Annotated in this window: 17 protein-coding genes and 3 pseudogenes; 5 read left to right on the top strand and 15 right to left on the bottom strand. The window is 33.4% G+C overall.

Features of this window, described 5'->3' with window-relative positions:
* Nucleotides 1-207: 207 nt before the first annotated feature.
* Together ACX5JI_RS23705 and ACX5JI_RS23700 are read left to right on the top strand one after the other, a co-directional pair.
* Nucleotides 208-1893, top strand: coding sequence for a M3 family oligoendopeptidase (locus ACX5JI_RS23705; RefSeq protein ID WP_459503442.1), 1686 nt, complete (start codon nucleotides 208-210; stop codon nucleotides 1891-1893).
* 117 nt (nucleotides 1894-2010) lie between these two features.
* Nucleotides 2011-3180, top strand: coding sequence for an MFS transporter (locus ACX5JI_RS23700; protein ID WP_459503489.1), 1170 nt, complete (start codon nucleotides 2011-2013; stop codon nucleotides 3178-3180).
* A gap of 245 nt (nucleotides 3181-3425) precedes the next feature.
* Here ACX5JI_RS23700 and ACX5JI_RS23695 read toward each other — a convergent pair whose 3' ends face one another.
* From ACX5JI_RS23695 to ACX5JI_RS23675, 5 genes and pseudogenes are all read right to left on the bottom strand, one after another.
* Nucleotides 3426-3890, bottom strand: a complete 465-nt coding sequence (locus ACX5JI_RS23695) for a GNAT family N-acetyltransferase (RefSeq protein ID WP_459503441.1) — start codon at nucleotides 3888-3890, stop codon at nucleotides 3426-3428.
* A 267-nt stretch (nucleotides 3891-4157) separates the two neighbouring features.
* Nucleotides 4158-4631, bottom strand: a complete 474-nt coding sequence (locus ACX5JI_RS23690) for an 8-oxo-dGTP diphosphatase (protein WP_459503440.1) — start codon at nucleotides 4629-4631, stop codon at nucleotides 4158-4160.
* Nucleotides 4632-5150: 519 nt separating this feature from the next.
* Complete coding sequence (locus ACX5JI_RS23685; RefSeq protein WP_459503439.1) at nucleotides 5151-5546, bottom strand: hypothetical protein; 396 nt, start codon at nucleotides 5544-5546, stop codon at nucleotides 5151-5153.
* A 203-nt stretch (nucleotides 5547-5749) separates the two neighbouring features.
* Nucleotides 5750-6661, bottom strand: coding sequence for a protein kinase family protein (locus tag ACX5JI_RS23680; RefSeq protein WP_459503438.1), 912 nt, complete (start codon nucleotides 6659-6661; stop codon nucleotides 5750-5752).
* Nucleotides 6662-6871: 210 nt separating this feature from the next.
* A pseudogene (locus ACX5JI_RS23675) lies at nucleotides 6872-7087 on the bottom strand (MFS transporter); the annotation flags it as partial.
* A gap of 735 nt (nucleotides 7088-7822) precedes the next feature.
* Between ACX5JI_RS23675 and ACX5JI_RS23670 the strand changes: the two are divergent.
* Nucleotides 7823-8722, top strand: a complete 900-nt coding sequence (locus tag ACX5JI_RS23670; protein ID WP_459503488.1) for a LysR substrate-binding domain-containing protein — start codon at nucleotides 7823-7825, stop codon at nucleotides 8720-8722.
* 69 nt (nucleotides 8723-8791) lie between these two features.
* Here ACX5JI_RS23670 and ACX5JI_RS23665 read toward each other — a convergent pair whose 3' ends face one another.
* The 7 genes and pseudogenes from ACX5JI_RS23665 to yqeK form a co-directional block, all read right to left on the bottom strand.
* Nucleotides 8792-9781, bottom strand: a complete 990-nt coding sequence (locus ACX5JI_RS23665) for an aldo/keto reductase family protein (protein ID WP_459503437.1) — start codon at nucleotides 9779-9781, stop codon at nucleotides 8792-8794.
* A 274-nt stretch (nucleotides 9782-10055) separates the two neighbouring features.
* Nucleotides 10056-10871: a MerR family transcriptional regulator gene (locus tag ACX5JI_RS23660; protein WP_459503436.1), complete on the bottom strand. Its 816-nt coding sequence runs from the start codon at nucleotides 10869-10871 to the stop codon at nucleotides 10056-10058.
* 155 nt (nucleotides 10872-11026) lie between these two features.
* Nucleotides 11027-11875, bottom strand: coding sequence for a GNAT family N-acetyltransferase (locus tag ACX5JI_RS23655; protein ID WP_459503487.1), 849 nt, complete (start codon nucleotides 11873-11875; stop codon nucleotides 11027-11029).
* Nucleotides 11876-11896: 21 nt separating this feature from the next.
* A complete protein-coding gene (locus ACX5JI_RS23650) occupies nucleotides 11897-12532 on the bottom strand; it encodes an SDR family oxidoreductase (protein WP_459503435.1) in 636 nt (211 codons plus the stop codon).
* A gap of 37 nt (nucleotides 12533-12569) precedes the next feature.
* Nucleotides 12570-13274, bottom strand: a complete 705-nt coding sequence (mtnN, locus tag ACX5JI_RS23645) for a 5'-methylthioadenosine/S-adenosylhomocysteine nucleosidase (protein WP_459503434.1) — start codon at nucleotides 13272-13274, stop codon at nucleotides 12570-12572.
* Between the two features lie 24 nt (nucleotides 13275-13298).
* A pseudogene (locus tag ACX5JI_RS23640) lies at nucleotides 13299-13517 on the bottom strand (DUF3885 domain-containing protein); the annotation flags it as partial.
* A 47-nt stretch (nucleotides 13518-13564) separates the two neighbouring features.
* Nucleotides 13565-14173 (bottom strand): annotated as a pseudogene (gene yqeK, locus ACX5JI_RS23635) (bis(5'-nucleosyl)-tetraphosphatase (symmetrical) YqeK).
* Between the two features lie 200 nt (nucleotides 14174-14373).
* Between yqeK and ACX5JI_RS23630 the strand changes: the two are divergent.
* Nucleotides 14374-15069, top strand: coding sequence for a response regulator transcription factor (locus ACX5JI_RS23630; protein ID WP_459503433.1), 696 nt, complete (start codon nucleotides 14374-14376; stop codon nucleotides 15067-15069).
* Nucleotides 15059-16225 (top strand): sensor histidine kinase, encoded by a 1167-nt coding sequence (locus ACX5JI_RS23625; protein ID WP_459503432.1) that lies wholly within the window; start codon nucleotides 15059-15061, stop codon nucleotides 16223-16225. Before ACX5JI_RS23630 ends, ACX5JI_RS23625 begins: the two co-directional genes overlap by 11 nt.
* 12 nt (nucleotides 16226-16237) lie before the next feature.
* Here ACX5JI_RS23625 and ACX5JI_RS23620 read toward each other — a convergent pair whose 3' ends face one another.
* The 3 genes from ACX5JI_RS23620 to ACX5JI_RS23615 all read right to left on the bottom strand — a co-directional run bounded on the left by ACX5JI_RS23620 (nucleotide 16238) and on the right by ACX5JI_RS23615 (nucleotide 18846).
* Nucleotides 16238-16480, bottom strand: a complete 243-nt coding sequence (locus ACX5JI_RS23620) for a hypothetical protein (RefSeq protein WP_459503431.1) — start codon at nucleotides 16478-16480, stop codon at nucleotides 16238-16240.
* Between the two features lie 391 nt (nucleotides 16481-16871).
* A complete protein-coding gene (locus ACX5JI_RS26425) occupies nucleotides 16872-17096 on the bottom strand; it encodes a hypothetical protein (RefSeq protein WP_505307677.1) in 225 nt (74 codons plus the stop codon).
* Nucleotides 17097-17478: 382 nt separating this feature from the next.
* On the bottom strand, nucleotides 17479-18846 hold the full coding sequence (locus ACX5JI_RS23615; RefSeq protein ID WP_459503430.1) for a short-chain fatty acid transporter: 1368 nt from the start codon (nucleotides 18844-18846) through the stop codon (nucleotides 17479-17481).
* Between the last annotated feature and the right edge of the window lie 113 nt (nucleotides 18847-18959).

Here is an 18959-nt window from a genome sequence, read left to right as displayed (position 1 = left end):
GAATTTTCAGTCTTTATAAGTATACCATATTTTCCGATACACTCTTCTCTTTTTCTTTATTTTCATTCTGATCTTCTTTTCAAACTAATAATAAAGCCAATAGGTTCTGTTTTTGCCCCTAGACAATCTTTAATACTGAGATAAAAAAGGTATTTCTACATAAGAAAAGAATACCTCTAGTAGTACATAAAAAGCGAGGGATATAACATGCAGCAAGTAATCAATATTAATATTCATAATATAGAAGAATTAACAACAGAATTGGAGCGACTTTTAAATGAACCAATCTATTCCAGTAAAGAACTTGAAAACTGGCTCATACAGCAATCAAAAACTTTACATGCTATTCATGAGCAACTTATGCAACATTATATTACCTTTCAACAAAATATAAATGATATAAAAGCGAAAGAAACTTTTGACTTTGATCAAAAAGAAGTACAACCACTATTAAAGCGTTATAAAAGTCTATTGGATAAAAAATATGATGAATCTCCCTACCGTTTACAATTAGATTCGTCTTATTTTGGATTCTTAAATAAAAGGATTCAAAATACAAGAAGTCTTTTTCATGAAGAAAATATAAAATTAGAAATTACAGAAGACGAGTTAATCACACAGTATTTCGAAATCACAGGAAATGTAACAGCAATGTGGAATGACGAAGAAATCTCCATTTCCGGATTAAGTATATATTTACAAGATCCTGACCGAAATATTCGCCAAAAGGCACTGACAATTATCTCTGAATCTTTTTTATCTGTAGAGGACAAAATACAAGAAATCTTAAATCAGCTTATTACACTCCGAACAAAAAAAGCGCAAAACGTTGGTTTGATGAATTATCGCGATTATATGTTTAAAAAATATGAACGCTTTGATTATACAGCTGAGCAATGTAATGAATTCGCTGAATCTATTCGTACGTATGTCGTACCCCTTCAAGAAAAAATACATCGTACATTACAAAACGATTTGCATGTTGATACGTTGTATCCTTTTGACTTACAGGCTGTACCTGCAGATCAAAAAGTTTTACAACCTATAAAAGATGAAAACGAGCTAATAGATAAAAGTAAATTCATATTCTCAGAGATTGACCCAGGATTTACTACTCTTTTAGAAAAAATGAACGATCATTTAGATTTAGAAAGCCGAAAAGGAAAAGCACCTGGCGGTTTTTGTGAGTATCTACCCGCATCTCAGTTATCATTTATTTTTATGAATATAACAAAAACACAATCTGACGTCGTTGTCTTTTTACATGAAATGGGTCACTGCATTCATCATGATCTCACGAAAGATATTTCAATACACCAATATCAACAGTTACCAATGGAAACTGCTGAATTAGCGAGTATGACAATGGAGCTATTCACAATGGATGAATGGAATATTTTCTATAAAAACAAAGAAGATTTTAAACAAGCGAAGAAAGAACTATTCACACAAATTGTAGAATGTTTGCCGTTTATCATGGTTATCGATCAATTCCAGCATTGGTTATATGAAAATCCAGACCATACTGCGAAAGAGCGAAATCATAAGTTTTTAGAGTTATCGAAAATGTATAATTCAAATGTCCTATGTATAGAAGGTTATGAAAATTGGATATCTACACAATGGTTATCTGTCCTACATATTTTTGAAGTGCCTTTCTATTATATTGAATATGCAATCGCACAAATCGGCGCTTTACAAATGTATAAACAGTATAAAGAAAACAAAAAGCAAGCATTACAAAACTATAAAAAAGCGCTGTCTTTAGGAAGCTCTAAATCGGTAAAGGAAGTATATGAAGCAGCTGGCATTTGCTTTGATTTTTCTGGTGAAACGATAAAAGAATTAATGCATTTCGTAGAAAACGAACTAGAATTAATCGAGCAAATATAATAAAGGCTATCTTTAACATTATTTATGAAAAGGCGGTTACTTAAAGTTGTGACAACGCATAAAGAAGTAAAATTAAATTCTAATTCGAAAGTAAACAGTCGTTTATCCACTTCCTATATTATTTTTCTTTTTGGATTACTTATTTCTAGGTTCGGTGATTCTTTGTATACATTTGCTTTACCTTGGATTGCATATCAATTAACAGGATCAGCCATCGTTATGAGTTCACTTTTTGCGATCAATGTATTACCAGTTGTTTTATTTGGTCCTCTAGTCGGAGTACTTGTAGATCAATGCAATCGAAAAAAGCTCATGTGGATTGCTGATGTAAGTTGTATGATTCTTATAGGAAGTGTACCTATTCTTCATTCACTTGGCCAACTGCAAGTTTGGCATTTATATGTACTTTCTTTTGTGTTAGCGGTGTTATCTCTATTATTTGACGTAGCAACTGTTACAATCATTCCGCATATTGCAGGCCAATCATTAACAAGAGCTAATTCTGCGTATCAAATGGTGAACCAAATGGCAAGTTTAGCAGGACCTGTACTAGCAGGTATGTTGATTACTATAATAGGTGGATTTCATGTTCTTTGGCTCAATGTAATTTCGTTTGTCGCTACTTTAATCGCTGTATTACTATTACCTAAACTAGAAATAAATGAATCTGTAATGAAAACTGATAACAGACTGCAGAAAATAAAAAATAATTTAGTAGATGGATTTAAATGGTTGATGAACGATCGACTTAACCTTGCTTTATCGCTGCAAGCTGCCGTAGGTAACTTTGGTGCTAGCGCTGTTTTAGGTGTGTTTATGTATTACTTGCTTTCTACGTTACACGTAACACCTGAACAGAGCGGGTTCAACTATGCTTTAATTGGAATAGGCGGTCTTTTAGGAAGTATCATTGTCGTGCCACTCGAACAGCGTTTTCAGCGTGGAATTCTTATTCCTATCTTATTAGGGATAGGTGCAATTGGTTTAACATACACACTATGGAGCGAACATTGGCTATCGCCAGGTATCTCTTTTGGTATTGCTATGACATGCAACATTGCTTGGAATACAATTGTTGCGTCCGTTCGTCAAGAAACCGTACCTACACATCTACAAGGCAGAGTTCTAGGGTTCTCAAGAGTCCTTACTCGTTTAGCTATGCCGTTAGGAGCCCTAGTTGGTGGAATGATTTCATCTTATAACCCAGCTTTAGTATTTGCTTTAGCGTCTTTCACAAAAATGATTGAAGTTCTGATCGCACTTTTTAGTCCTATACGTAGGCTTTGAGTAGTCCAAAAACAAAAATTAATCTTTCGGTAATTATTCATATAAAAGATAATACAGTTGTTTAAAAAGATGATGTAATTAGGAATTTCACACTATCTTTTTTCATGTATAATAAAAGGTAGAATCTTTCAATAACATTCAAATACAAGTAATAGTAATAGATACGAATATTGATTGAGTAACCAAAAGAAACACTCAATTTTTTCAAATTGAGTGTTTTTTATTTCAGTTAGATAGTATCTTTTTTAAATAGTCTTCATCATATTTATATTCGTAATTTCATAACCCAACTTTTCATATAATCCACGTGCAACTTTATTATGCCCAAAAACATGAAGACCAATTTTACTCATTCCTAATTCTTTAGCAATCATTTCAATTTCTTTCATTGCTTGCTTCCCAAACCCTTGTCCTTGGTGTGGTTTATAGATTATAAAATCAAAAATAAAGCCTTCATCTGGATTTGTAGTTGATATTTGTGCAAGCCAAATCATTCCAATTAATTGTTGTTCTTGAAAAATAGAGTACAAGTAATTAAGTTCAGATTTCTCACCTTTAGGTAACAATCTAGAAAATTCTTTCTTAGATAGGTTTATTGCTTCTTCTTCAATCCAGTTTCCTGAAATAACCTTGCCTTTTGCGTAGTCCTCAATTGCAACAGAAATGTATAGTTGAAATTCTTCTCTATTCATCGGTTTTAAAGTAATCACTTAATTCCCTCCTACTATAACGTTATTACAAACAAGTTCCAATACGGCTCTCCTAACGATTGAAATAAGCTTAACCATTTAAAGTTAGCCTTATTATATAATAATTCAAAAATTACAACGAATGGGTGAAATATAGTATCTTTTTTGTAAACATCGCGATTTTAATTCAAATTTACATTAGCGTACGTTATCAAGACCTAAATTTAATAATGCTTGGCCTACACATATTAGTCATATCTAATATGTGTAGGCCAAGCATTGTTTTGTCTATGTTCTTTTTATAGTAACTAGTCCCTCTTGATTTTTTTCATGATCCCATTCTACTTGAATTTCGAATGTTCCTTCTTCAAAGAACAAAGGGAATCTTCTACGAATGGATTTTTGCATAGGAAGATTGTAAGCTTCATTGATATTCACCCAAACAGCTTTTCCTTCTGGTGAATCTTTAAGTAAATCCCCCTTAAAGTCCTTTGTAAAATAGTTAAATATCATATATCGATCTTTGGCGATTGGATTAACATATTCATAAAGTCCTTTATAAACAAGGTTGCTAACTTCAAGACCAGTTTCCTCTTTAACTTCTCTAATGGCACTATCAACAATACTTTCCGGAAACTCTACTTTTCCTCCAGGAGGAATAAATCCTTTGAAATCGTCATGCTGCCTATCGAGGAGTAAAACCTTGTCCTCATTTTGAACCATACATACCGTCCAAATTTTATAATTTACACCATTATTCATTCTGTTTCTCCCTCATTTTTCATCTGAATTCTACCATGCTATTAAAATAAGAGCGAGGGTCATCGTTCTCCCGTTTTTAACTTGGCACCATTCAATAATTCCCCTCGATCTCGTAATCGTATACGATGCCCATGCTTAGATACTCTAATTCATGTACGAAATTCGCTTTGTGTTGGTGAGACTCCATATCCATCAAGCTAAGATTTTGAATTACCCCTAAAACAATTTTTTATCTCTCGAAAGTAAGTAAATTATGGGGATTAAAAACTTTAGATTTCCTTTCTAATTTAGCCTTATTTAGAACATCATCAATGATTACAATTTGATAGGAACTGTCCCTTCCTTTTGCGGACACAAAATTCAAGGTAATGAAAGTAAACTAATATTCATTTGTTTACTTTCATTACCTTGGTTTTATTGACTCTATTTCTCTTTACCTATTTTTCCAAAAACATTAATAAAAGTATACATTCAAAATATGATAAATAAAGGGGTTATTTCGACCGTTTGAAAATTATTTTATTCAGCCTTTTTATAAGTACACAATTTATCTACATCACTAAAAAACACTTCCAATATATCTCCATTTCGTTTTATACTTTGTGTTGATGTAAAAGAATCTCCATAATCGAGATTATATATATCCCCTTTATTAATTTGTAAATATATTCCGCTATATAAATTTCCTTTTACACGTTCTCTTGTATACATATCTACTAAATGATTAACTATAGTTTCTTTCTTTTCTTTTTTTACAACCGTTTCAAATTTATAATATACTGGACAATTATCCTTCTGTTTTTGAGATAATTCCCATACCCCATCAATTCCAGTATTCTGACATCCACTTAACAACATGATACAAAATGTAATAAACATCAATATTCGTAACGTAATCACTGATCTATTTTTCATTTTTTATTTCCTTTCTACTAATTTCCACTATATATTCAATATATTATATTATACCATTTAAAAATAACCAATTGTTTTTGAAGGAATTTTGTATTTACATAAATCCCGAACTCGGAAGTCAATCCATCTAGCATATATAATGTAAAGAGACCTTCTAGTTTATTCTAAAGGTCCCTTTTTATATTCATGTGTATATGTGCTTCTTATTTGGAAATTGAGTTCAAGTAATTTGTTCGTGCAATATCCCATTGATTCTTAAATTCTGCTACACTTGCATATCGTAAATTTCTGTCTGTATTCACTGCCTTTAATGCAATCTCAAATAAGGCGCCCTCAGCCTCCCATTTAGAAAACGAATGATCCATTTCTCCCCCCAATAAGCCAAAAGCAATAGCTCCCATCGTAAAAACATTGGTACGGGCATCAATAGGGGCGTGTAGGATGAATTCTTCTGGAGCTTTCGATCTTGTAGCTCCCCAGAACTCTTTTCCTATATCATTCCACGAAGGAGCTTTTCGGAAGAAGTCAATGTCACAGATTGTTGTCTTATCTTTGGAAAAGTCATATAGGATACTGCCATCATAGAAATCAACTGCCACGTATCCTTTTGCCTCCACATGTTCATGAAAAGAAAAGATTACATCTAAAGAGTTTAAACGTTTTGCGATCGGAAGTTTTCTGAAACGATAGAACGGCGAATCTGGATGGGTGTATTTTGCTCGTCCGCCAAAAGACCAATGCGAATGTAAACACTCACCCTCAGTCCATTCAAAGACAGCTGCATAACCATTTGCTGTAGGAAAATGATCCATTAACTTTATTAAGTGAGGATATGCCAACGCTGTATATAAAGGAATGGCCTGTGATAACCGCAGGATTGCATCTTGCGGATTGCCTGAAAAGTCCAAAGGCTTTGCACCCGCATATTTTACAAATTGTTTTTTATTATCTTTTTCTACACCAAAACAGATATTTCCAGAGTCCTGTTGGTCAAATACACAAAAAACATTTCCTAAAGCTTTTAGCCAATCAAAATTATGTGGCTCTTGAAGTTGAAATGTAACGGAGTCCAAAGTAACAATTGATTGATTCGTATTTTCCTGTTTTTTTTTCATAAATCCTCCAAGTCTAGTGGGGAATCACGCAGGTTATAGGGCTAGTTATGCGTTGTCCCCTTTAATAATTGTGCCCTGGCCAATAAGATTTTGGTTTTCATAACACATCGCCTCCTTCAAAAGTAATCACTATTATTTTACCTTTATTTTCCTATCAAATAAATGATTGGTTCATGCTTTAGATAATGAAAATGAATATCCCATACACTTCTAGTTCACATAATCCCTCATTATCAGTAGTAAAAACATTATAAATGTTCCTGAAACTACAATAAATCGTATAGATATAAGCTCGGAAGAAATACCAAAGATTGCAGTAACGATAATAATTAAAAAAGCCTCAATAAACCCGTAAATACTTATAACTCTCTCCATCACATCAACAGGTATATTGTTTGGATAAAATGTGGAAAAACCAGTATTAGAACTGTTATTAGTAACTCATTAAAATTTAACTTTAATTTATAAACCTACGTATGCTTTTTTTAACTTCACAACACATTTTTCTATTTTATGTAAAAATAAATCAATTGAAAGAGCAATATAACAATAGAAACAATAGTGATAAGCAAAAAAGTAGTGTTATGTATTGAATCATACTTTCTAGTTTCACACGTATTATTAACCACCTCAATATTTTTAATTACGTGTAAGTTTATTGCAAATATAAAAAAGCAATATATATAAATATATTACTATATAATAATCTTGCTTATCCAAAAAAATTCTTATTGTAGCGTTGTTTGATAGAAAGCCTCTAAAGAAGACTTTCGAATAACAAAGTCTGCCGTTGCTGCTTGAACATCACGATGGATTTCCCATGCTGGTGTCCCTTCACTTAGCACACTGTTAGAACTCGGTGTAACCTTATAAAAAAGTTGATTGTTTATAATAGAGATGGATAAAAATCACCTCTTTAGTTATTCTTTGAGGCGGTTTTTTTGTTGGATATTTATGTTAAAATGGGTTTGTGCAATTACTTAATGACAAGTTGTTTGAAGAAAGGTATTTTTTATCTATAGAACAGGTCGATAAACACTAAAGCATCTTCTCTCCCTAATACCAAAGAGCCGTAAAACATAAAAAGAAAGGCTACGAAAATACTAGTTTGATAATAAAAGAAAAGTTCTTATTGGATTTTAGTAGAAGGGATGGATAAAAATAGATATTAAGAAAATGAGATATTTCATAATGGTGGCAGAAGAATTGAATTTTAGTCGTGCAGCAGAACGTCTTAGGATGGCACAACCTCCTTTAAGCCAAGAAATTCGTAAATTAGAAGAAGAATTGGGAGTTCGACTTTTTCATCGAACAAAAAGAATGGTTGAACTTACGGATGCTGGGAAGATATTTTTAGAAGGATCTCAACAAACACTACTTCAATTAGAAAGAGCCATAAAAGAAACACAACTTGCAGCTGAAGGAAAAATAGGAAACTTAATAATTGGTTTTGTCGATTCTACGGAAATCGTTATAGAAGTTCTTAATAAATTTCGAGAACGCTTTCCTAAAATCCATCTTATATTACGTGAAATGACAACGGAGCAGCAACTAAAAGCTCTCTATGAGAAACAAATTCATATTGCATTTATTCGTTCTAAACAGAACAACGAGATACTGTCTTCTGAAGTTTGTTCCGAAGAATCTTTAAGATTGGTTTTACATCAAGATCACCCTTTCGCCTCATTGCCTGAAATTCCACTCCAATTGTTAATTGATGAACCATTTATTTTGTTTCCGCGTCATTTTGGTCCTAATTTTTATGATTTAATTATTAGCTACTTTTGGGATCATGGTGTAAGTTTAAATATTGTGCAAGAAGCTATTCAAATGCAAACTATTGTTAATTTAGTCGCAACAGGAATGGGTGTTTCTGTCGTTCCATCGTCGGTGGAAAGTTATAAACGTCCTGGGGTTGTCTATAAAAAACTCCAAGAGACTACACCAAAAGTAAATCTATATGTTGGATGGAGGCAAGATGAAAAATCTACAGTAGTAGATCATTTCTTAACAGCTGTTAGAGAGGTGTCTTTGGTTTTACAAATTGATCCCCAAGAATAAAAGCCCATCCTTAGAGGATGGGTAGTAAAATATTTCATTTATATATATTTTTAAGGCATGTGCAAAAACTTAACCTGTTTTACTCGGGTCGTACTCAATGAAACCTTCTAGTACTTCGTCAATCTGATTCATTATTTCAGGTTCCAGTTTGACACCAGAAGCAAACACATTCTCTCTTACCTGTTCCGGGCTCGAAGCACCGATAATGGCTGAGGAAACATTCTGGTTTTGTAGTACCCAAGCTACTGCGAGTTGGGCTAGGGTAAGATCAATCTCTTGTGCGATGGGTTTGAGATTCTGGATAGCAGTGAGCACATTGTCGTTCATCCAACGTTGTGCAAGCTTATTAAAAAATGGTTTACCAGCAGGAGAATTAGCACGTGATTGAGTTGGTACTGGTTTTTCAGGTTGATATTTTCCAGTGAGAACACCTTGTGCGAGCGGCGACCATACTACTTGCCCAAGTCCCTCACGTTGACAGGTTGGTATCACATCGGTCTCGATAACTCTCCACAGCATTGAATACTGGGGTTGGCTAGCGATAAGCGGAATGTTCAATTCCCGTGAAAGTGCTGTACCACGGGTGATTTGTTCTGCTGTCCACTCACTTACACCGATATAGAGCGCTTTACCTTGTCTTACAAGATCCGCGAAAGCTAACATCGTTTCTTCAAGAGGAGTAGTTGGGTCAAATCTGTGTGCATAATAGACGTCAATATAGTCGGTCTGTAACCGACGCAAAGATGCATTACAATTTTCTAGAATATGTTTTCGTGATAAACCTTTATCGTTTTGCCCATTCCCAGTCGGATGACACACCTTTGTACATAGTTCAATGCTCTCCCGTCGTATACCTTGTAAAGACCGGCCGAGTACTTCTTCAGCTTTCGTGTCTGAATACACATCAGCAGTATCGAATGTTGTTATACCGACATCTAGTGCTGCTTTAACACACTCTTTTGCAGTGTCTTCATCTACTTTTCCTCCATGATTTATCCAGTTTCCGTATGCAATCTTGCTTATTGTTAATCCGCTATTGCCAAGTTTACTAAACTCCATTCTAGTTCCTCCTTTTACAAGTGATACCTTCATTATAAAGACCATTTTTTAATGTGGATAATATATTATTAGTAATAAATTTATATAAAATTTATATAAGACTACAGCGCCCTTCTGTGTACTTAGAAGTTTGCAAGGCTGTTGGGTATTACCACATCGCTATCAAGCTAATAATGATGCCTATCTAGGTTTTTTGACATGCACATTTTTAAGACTGTACCTCAAATAAAATAAAGCATAAACTTTCCAAAAGAAAAATTCATGCCTCACTGTGCTACTTTTTGATCGGATAACAAACTTCTGTCACCCACTTGTCCGGATCTTCTTCTGTCGCTGGACTTACATGATAAATATTGAACATCGGCCCTGCTAATTCGTATCTTTCCGTTTCAATCCATTTTGCCGCAGCCTCATTGACTGCCGGTATTTGTTCATAATTGCCGTTTACTGTGATAGAAGCTACAAGAGATGAATCTACATGTTTAAACATAACATCTTTTGTATTTTTATATTCACCTGCAACATTCATCTGTATTTCAACATCTACATCTTTTTCTTTATACTCATGATCATGAAATATAGCTAAGCCATACCTCGGATTCCCTATATCAATATGCTGTAACCTTATTTCTTGCACGAGTATATCCCATAATGTATTTTCACAATGATAAGTTGGAATCACCTTTCGAACACTAGCCACTCTTCTTGCTGGAATCTCTTTCATAGAAACATAGTAACTCATTTCAACAACATCCTCTCTTATTGTTCGTATTGAGTCTTCGAGGAGGCGTAACTGTTTTTGAAGATGTTTCATCTCTTCTTGTAGTTGAGAACTACGATTTATATAATATTTTTTTATAGATTCTCTGTTTCCATGATTATCTATTATTTCTTTCATAGCTGGTATACCAAATCCCATTACTTTTAAATGTTGTATTTGATTTACTTTCTTTAACTGCGCAGCTGAATAATAACGATAACCTGTTTGAGGATCAATTTTTTCTGGGACTAGTAATTCCATTTTATCGTAATACCTCAACATTCGAATACTAATGGAAGATAGTTTCGAAAAATCTCCTATTTTAAACATAAGTGCCTCCTGTATATTACTACTATTTCGAAGCTCAAATATAGTGTAAACAATGACATAATGTGAGAGTCAATTATTCATTCCATTTTTATTTATAATCTAATATTTATTGTGTAATAATTAAGTAACTATATATTTTTATTATCATATAAATATTACAATGTAAGGTACATTTCATACTGAGCTAATGAACTTTTTTTAAACCCACACTTTTTAATAAACCCTTCAAGTAAACCATTATTCGAAAAGCTAATGGAAAGATTAGAAAGTTGCCTTTCTATGCTAGCTGTTTGTAATAATTTTGTAGCTATGCCAACTCCTCTGTTTTCTTTATCAACAAATAAAAAGCTAATTTTCCCGCTGTTATTCACACATAGGCATCCTTTTAAATTGTTATCAATATATGCTCCATAATAAAAATTATTTGTTTTCTCCATATAATCAATATCATTTTGCCAATTCATATGAAAGTTTAACCATTTTTGCACTTCATGCTGAAATTCATCAAACTGAATCTGTTTTATTTCTACATTTTGTACATTCTTACTTGTTAAATTAGAAAGATCCTTCACATGATAGTAAGATAGATCGTATACTTTTTCATACCCTAACTTTTTATAAAATTGAATCGCCCTATCATTACCGACAATGACTTCAAGAAAAAGCTGCTGGCATCCATTTTTTATCGCTTCTTCGTGATGAAGTTCAAATAATTTATGACTCACGCCAGCCCCGCGAAAGTCTGGATGAATCGCTAATGTTCCGCAGCGCATTGTTTTGATACTCTCATAGTTTTTAATTCCGCCAAGTATAACTCCAATTGGTTTATCTTCATCTAATGCCAGGTAAGAGTGTTCCAGTTTATTCCCTTCTGGGCCGAAAAACCTCTTTATAAAATCATTTTTCGAAACATCCATTTTTATCATATAATCTGAAAATCCATCTCGGAAAGCTTCGTATACGAAATTTATATGGACTTCACTACATTTTTTATATTCCATCAATACTTTCATCTACCTTTCCTTCTAATTTGAAATAAACGGACATTGCTTACTATACATATCATTATTAATTTGGTTTATAACAAATGGAGCGATATCTCCATTTTGAATTTTAATCCCCAATAAATCTTTAAGACTCTCTTTTATGTTACCGTTTCCTTCTCCTTCCACGACAAAAGGTAATCGCACAATCGTCCAATCTAAATGGCTATTTTGTACGAGTTGTAATTCTTTATACTTATCTTTCATCATATCTGAAAGAAATAAACGAAATAACATTGCCCCTAGTCTATTTAATAAACTCTTGTTATCCCCTTGTACATGTAATGATCCTCCAGAAATAAGAATATATCGATTGATCTCATATTTTTCCATTACTTCTAAAATATTTTTCGTAACTGTACTAAATATATAAGACTCTTTTTTCGGTTGTCCTACTGCATTTATAACAGCTTGACAACCTTGCAGTAGTTGGTGGATTGCAGAAATATCACGAGCATCTCCTTTTATAACTTCCAAATGTTTATGCGCTATTGTAAATTTTTGTGGATTTCGTGTAAGAATACGAACGAAATACCCTTCTTGCAGTGCTTGATTTACAAAAAATCTACCTGCTTTTCCAGTTGCGCCAATAATTGCTATTTTATTTATTGTTAGCATGGATAGAATTCTTCTCCTTCTAAAGAACAATGATTTATTAGCGGGATATCGTAACTTCATGTACACGTAAAAATGAAATTAAATGTTTACACGATTTTTCACAAGCTAACATTTTAAATACTCGTTGTTCTTCGGCTGTTTTGTCATTCGCTTGATCAGAAGCTGCTTTTAAGCAGAGAAAAGGCTTTTTATTTGCATGGCACACATATGCAAAAGCTGCTACTTCTTGATCAACAGCTATCGCCCCATATACCGTATGTAATAAATATCTCGTTTCTGTACTGCGAATACGCTGATCTCCTGATATAAACGTTCCAAAATGTACTTGGTCATCCGATTGTGTTTTTTTCATTTGTTTCACAAGATATTTTGTTGTCTCAATAGGGGCCGATCTCCCTGTATATAAATCAAAGCTATCTGTTCCCGTTCCCGCAGCTGTTACATCATGCTGCAATGTGTTAAGAGCGACAATAATATCACCATTTTTCACTTTCTCAGATAAACTTCCACAAATTCCGGTCATAAATAACTGTTCCGGCTTAAACTCACTTATTAGTAACTGTACGCAACTAGCACAGTTCACTTTCCCAACGCCTGTAATGACCGATATTATTTCTAATTCATTTATATAATGAAAATGAAATTCCCAAGCTGCTCGCTTTTCTACACGATAGCTTGGATAATGTTGTTGCAAGTATGCAAGCTCTGGTTCCCATGCAGATACAATTGCAATCCGTTTCATCTATACTTGTCACTTCCCTTATTTTCATTTAAATAAATGATCGATATGTTCTCTCTCACCGTATGGAATCCACTCTTTGTATTTTTCATACAAATGTCGTATCCTTTCTTTATTCTTCGCAATTACCTCACATCCTCTATCATCCTAAACAAACATGATAATAGGTTTAGTCGCATTCACAAAAAATACATCTGGATAGGAGATTTTTTGTTTACTTCCTAAACGTGGATGAAGGGAAGGGAAATAATCTGTTAGTTTCATTACTAAATCCTTTCTAGGATATTATTCCTTTAACCAATTTTACATTTCAAATCCCAATATGCTTCTTCTAACCATGGATGTACTACTTTTAGAGTATCTCTTCGTTCCCAGAGATATGAAATATATGCAAAGGCAGCATGCTCAAGTGATTTTTCTAAAGCTGTTTTAATTTCTATAATATATGGTGGGGTACCTTTTTGATCCCACTCTATTTTGTCTGCAACAAATAATACAAGATCCATTTGCGTAGCATTTTTATGTAATGTTGTATGACACCCAATAGCGTTTCATATCATTCCATCCTCAACCTTAAAAAATTTTTTTGCAATTACTTTCGATATTTTTTGGTGAATAATCATTGGGAATTCTCGTTCCTCTTGTAGTATTTCTATCCCTAGCTTTTCTACAACTGCAATGCGCTCATCATTAGGGAATATTGCACTAATATCGTGTAAATAACCACAGGCAGCAGCTTGCTCTTCATTCACTTGAAACCTTTTTGCTATTTCTCTTGCTTTATTTGCAACACATACCGAATGCTCATAAGTAAACAAATGATTGTATTGTAATAAAAACGTTTTTATATCTTTCTCCCAATCACCGCGCAGCTCAAATGTAGTTATTTTTTTCTGTAACACGTTACTCTCTCCTAACAAAACTTATATTCTGTTCATCATCAACAATAAAGCATCCTTTTATTTTTATTCTTGATGTATTTTTAAAATCCTTTTAATACGTTACATGAAATTTTGTATGTAATCTTAACTTAACTTCCAAACATCTAAATGTTTGTTATTATATTAATAATGATGAAATGTAGAAAGGAATTAACAATACAATGGAAAGAAATATTTTAATTATTGATGATGATAAAGAAATTGTAGAGTTACTGGCAGTTTATTTGCGAAATGAGGGTTACAACATTTATAAGGCATATGATGGTGATGAAGCGTTACACATGCTCTCTCTTCATCAAGTGGACCTTATGATTTTAGATATTATGATGCCAAAACGAAATGGCCTCGAAGTCTGTCAACAAGTTAGAGAAGAAAATACTGTGCCGATCCTTATGTTAAGTGCAAAGGCAGAAGATATGGATAAAATTTTAGGTTTAATGACAGGTGCAGATGATTATATGATTAAACCTTTTAATCCATTAGAATTAATCGCTAGAGTTAAAGCGTTATTACGTAGATCCTCCTTTCAGTATGCTGCATCGCAAATAAAAGAAGACGGGATCATTCGAATTCGTTCCGTGGAAATACATAAGCACAATCATACTGTGAACGTCAATGGAGAATCTATTAAACTTACATCCATTGAATTTGATATTTTATATTTGCTTGCTAGCAATACTGGTAGAGTATTTAGTTCCGAAGAAATTTTTGAACGCGTTTGGAATGAAGATGGGTATGGTTCTAATAAAACTGTAATGGTTCATATTAGTAACTTAAGGGATAAGCTTGAAACTAAAATAAGTAGTGAAAAGCTCATTCATACTGTTTGGGGAGTAGGTTATAAAATTGAAAAATGAAACATTTGATATATTGAAAGCCATCCCAAAATGGAAAATTGTACTTTGGCTTTTCGTATCTATTTTACTTACACCAATTACCGAAGTTGTCATAGCGCGCCTTGTTACAAGTGTAATTGATAGTTCCCTTACATTAACGGCATTAAGTGAAGAGTTTGTTAGAATCGTCGGTTATGAAAAATATCGCGGATTAAAAGAGTCTCTTTGGACAATGATAGGATCCTATCTGTTTTTATTCTCTATTTTTTCATTCTATGTTTATATTTTTTATCGTCACGAAAAAAAATTATATTATGAAGTATGTATAAAGCAGATGATTGAAGAAATTCGCTATATTGCAGATGGGAATTTTAATCATAAAGTATCTATTTTACAACATGATTATTTAGAAGATTTAGCAACCGGTGTCAATCATATCGTAGAGCAGTTAAAAGTTTCTATTGAAGAAGAGCGTCAAACAGAACAAGCAAAAAGTGAACTGATTACAAATGTATCGCATGATTTACGAACACCACTTACATCCATAGTTGGCTATGTGAATCTTATTCATCATGATAATTACCGAGATGAAGTAGAATTGCGTCATTATATTCAAGTTATTTATGATAAAGTAACTAGGTTAAACATGCTAATGAATGACTTGTTTGAATATACGCGTGTCCAAAATAAAGAGTTACAACTAAGTACTGTACCGATTGATATAATTGAATTACTCGGTCAGCTATCTGTTCAATTTCGTATACAATTTCAAGAAGCCAATATTGAATGTAGACCTTCATTTCCAACGGAAAAACTAATGGTACTTGCTGATGGTGATAAATTAGTGCGTGTATTTGAAAACTTAATTATGAACGCGATGACGTATGGAAATGATGGGGAATTCATTGATATAGCAGCCTATCAAGATGGTAACATGATTGCAATTGATATTACGAATTACGGACAGCCTATCCCAAGTACAGATTTACCACATATTTTTGAACGTTTTTATCGTGTTGAAAAATCACGTTCCGCATACACAGGAGGATCGGGTCTCGGTTTAGCAATCGCGAAAAGTATTGTGGAAATTCATAGTGGCACCATTGATGTATATAGTAATGATGAAAAAACAACATTTACTGTAAAACTTCTTCCTTACAAAAACAATAAGATATAGGCATTTCGGCAGCTAAAAGCGAGTTCCTGTGGCTTCATTTAATTTTGCGCAGAGACTAACTAAGGATTCAGCACTGATTGTTTGCCTCAAAAACACACAGAGTGATACAAGGTCTTGTGCCTGAAACTTTCGTTTTCGCTGAATCATACCTGTTTGATATGCAAGTTCCTGTAGGTGATGGATAGAAACTTTACTTTGGAATTCTTCACCAAGTATACGTAACTCCTCAACCGGCGTATGGTTGTTTATAGACATAAATTAAAACACCCTTTCATGCAGTACTGCATGAAAGGGTGCCCTAATTATGTAGTGTTTTCCGTCTTTAAAAAGGTAATACCTTCTTTTTTAAATTTAAAGATGTGTTTTTAATTATCTTTTGAAATTAACTGGAGTAAAACACACTAATCTAACTACTTTTATATACAAGATTTTATACAAAATTTTGTACTAATACAGAATATCCGTAAACCTGAAAACCCCTAAAGTCTCCACAATGTATAAAACCATGCATAGAACGATAGAAAAAAGAAACAGAAAAACCTAATAATATCAAGGGTTTGTCCGTTATCCTTGCTACCGATAATGTTGTGTTATGTTACCTATCGTTGTATAAAAACAATAATTTAGACATCAATAAATGAATATTTTATGTACAACAATATACTGCTTTATTAACTGCATCTTCAGGAATAAATACTTTATCATTATTTATTTTATATGGGATATTATTTCTTTCGAGTTTTTTTAAATCTACATTTTCTATTGTGTCACCCCATCTTACATAATTATCACTATAATTTCTTTGACAATAAGATAAAATTAAGATAACAGAAACAATTAATATTAGTGTCAGTATCAGTTTATTCTTCAATGTATTTATCCTTCCTTAACTTAAATTAATGGATAACTACTATGATTTTACTACAAATACTCTAATATAAAAATATATTATTACTTACCTGTTGTTCCATTTGTAGCAGTTAAATTACCATTAATAATTCTTGCTAAGCCGCCATTTTTTACTCTTTTTGGGGTAGCGTCCTGAGAATGCGGATTTACAACGTTAAGTTGTTTATATCATTAAAAATGAATAACTTAACAACAATAAGGATTTTGAGACAAGTCATATGAGACACTATCAAGCCTTATTTGAAATAAAATCAGTTGAGTATCAATAGAGTAACCCTGTTGATACAAGGTTTTTCACTTTGACGTTGTAAATCAGCAAAATCCTGACGCTACCCCGACTACAGCTAATATACAAATAACATCAATACGCTTGTAACAATTCCAACCCAAATACAGAGAATGAAACAATAACCCATGATATCTTTCATTTTCAGTCCTAATACCCCTAACAATGGGAGTGCCCAAAACGGCTGAATGAGATTTGTCCATGCGTCCCCCCATCCTACCGCCATAGCGATAGTAGCTGGATCTACTCCTAACTTCAATCCTGCCGGGACTTGCAGTGGCCCTTGCAAAGCCCATTGTCCTCCGCCAGATGGTGCTAATAAATTCACCAAGCCGGCTGACCAATATGTAAATATATCAAATGTATCCTTTGACGCAATGGATGTCATCCATTCGATGATAGAACTTCCCAATCCTGAACTTCCTAAAACAGCGATAATTCCAGCGTAAAATGGAAACTGCAGGATAATGGGAGAGATCGATTGCGTGGACTCTTTGAACCCTTGTGCAAAGTTACCGAGAGAACCATGTAGTAGTAAACCGAGTGATAAAAAAAACAAATTAATGATATTTAAATCTAAACTGCGACCGTTAATAAATTCATACACACAATATAACGTGCCAATTGCACCTAATACGATTCCTAGAACCGGTGTCCATTCTAATTTTTCTGCAGTCGTTAAATCCTTTTGAGGTGGTTTTACAAAAGAGGTTGTATCTATTTCGAGTGCTTTATACTTAATAATTCCGCTTTTTGGAGCCATAAGTACGATAATAATTGGCATCGTGATAAATAGAGCGAAAAAAATAATTAAAGTAGAGTAGCTAAAGATTGTTTGTGAGGTAGGAATAATTCCAATCATATCTGCAAGAAAATGATCCTTTGTCGCAATTGTCAAGCCAATGGAGCTGGAGAGGCCTGCGCTATATAAGGCTGTCGGAGCATAAGCAGCTGCTACAAGTAATGGAAAGTGTGCATCTGTATTCTTTTTCGCTACTTCCTTCGCGATGATTGCTCCCACAACTACTGCTAATCCCCAATTAATATAGTATGCGATTGCACTGATCAAAAATGTCATCGTATAAGCTTTTTGAGGTGTGTTGGCTAACTTGGCAACAGCCTGCAAGCCCTTATTAACAAACGGGACAGAAGCTAATGTCATCCCTGTAACCATTAGCAATACCATTTGCATTGTAAAAGTTAAATAAGTCCAAAACCCATCTCCCCAAGATTTTACGATTGCGTATGGCTTAGATGGGTTCATAAACAGTGCAACAATAAAAGTAAATAAGGTGAGTAGCACAGCAATAACAAAGGCATCCGGGACATACTTTTGAGACCATCTTGAAAATACGTTCGCACATCTTGTAAGCAATGATTCTTTCTTTTCTAGATTTGCATTTTTCTCCAATAGGGAATGCTTCATAAATATACTCCTTTCTAAATTTTAATAAAGTGAATGTAAATATCATTCTACAAAAGAAAAAAAATTCCTTTTTCACATGCAAATTCCCTATTCGATGGATTTAAAGAGGTGTT

This window comes from Bacillus sp. C1 (assembly GCF_054570475.1).
This window is presented reverse-complemented; position numbering and strand designations above follow the sequence as displayed.

Coding starts and splice junctions, on each gene's coding strand:
- ACX5JI_RS23615 (WP_459503430.1), bottom strand. CDS start 18,846: ATGAAGCATTCCCTATTGGAGAAAAATGCAAATCTAGAAAAGAAAGAA.
- ACX5JI_RS23630 (WP_459503433.1), top strand. CDS start 14,374: ATGGAAAGAAATATTTTAATTATTGATGATGATAAAGAAATTGTAGAG.
- ACX5JI_RS23620 (WP_459503431.1), bottom strand. CDS start 16,480: ATGTCTATAAACAACCATACGCCGGTTGAGGAGTTACGTATACTTGGT.
- ACX5JI_RS23685 (WP_459503439.1), bottom strand. CDS start 5,546: ATGAAAAATAGATCAGTGATTACGTTACGAATATTGATGTTTATTACA.
- ACX5JI_RS23680 (WP_459503438.1), bottom strand. CDS start 6,661: ATGAAAAAAAAACAGGAAAATACGAATCAATCAATTGTTACTTTGGAC.
- ACX5JI_RS23705 (WP_459503442.1), top strand. CDS start 208: ATGCAGCAAGTAATCAATATTAATATTCATAATATAGAAGAATTAACA.
- ACX5JI_RS23660 (WP_459503436.1), bottom strand. CDS start 10,871: ATGTTTAAAATAGGAGATTTTTCGAAACTATCTTCCATTAGTATTCGA.
- ACX5JI_RS23665 (WP_459503437.1), bottom strand. CDS start 9,781: ATGGAGTTTAGTAAACTTGGCAATAGCGGATTAACAATAAGCAAGATT.
- mtnN (WP_459503434.1), bottom strand. CDS start 13,274: ATGAAACGGATTGCAATTGTATCTGCATGGGAACCAGAGCTTGCATAC.
- ACX5JI_RS23690 (WP_459503440.1), bottom strand. CDS start 4,631: ATGAATAATGGTGTAAATTATAAAATTTGGACGGTATGTATGGTTCAA.
- ACX5JI_RS23650 (WP_459503435.1), bottom strand. CDS start 12,532: ATGCTAACAATAAATAAAATAGCAATTATTGGCGCAACTGGAAAAGCA.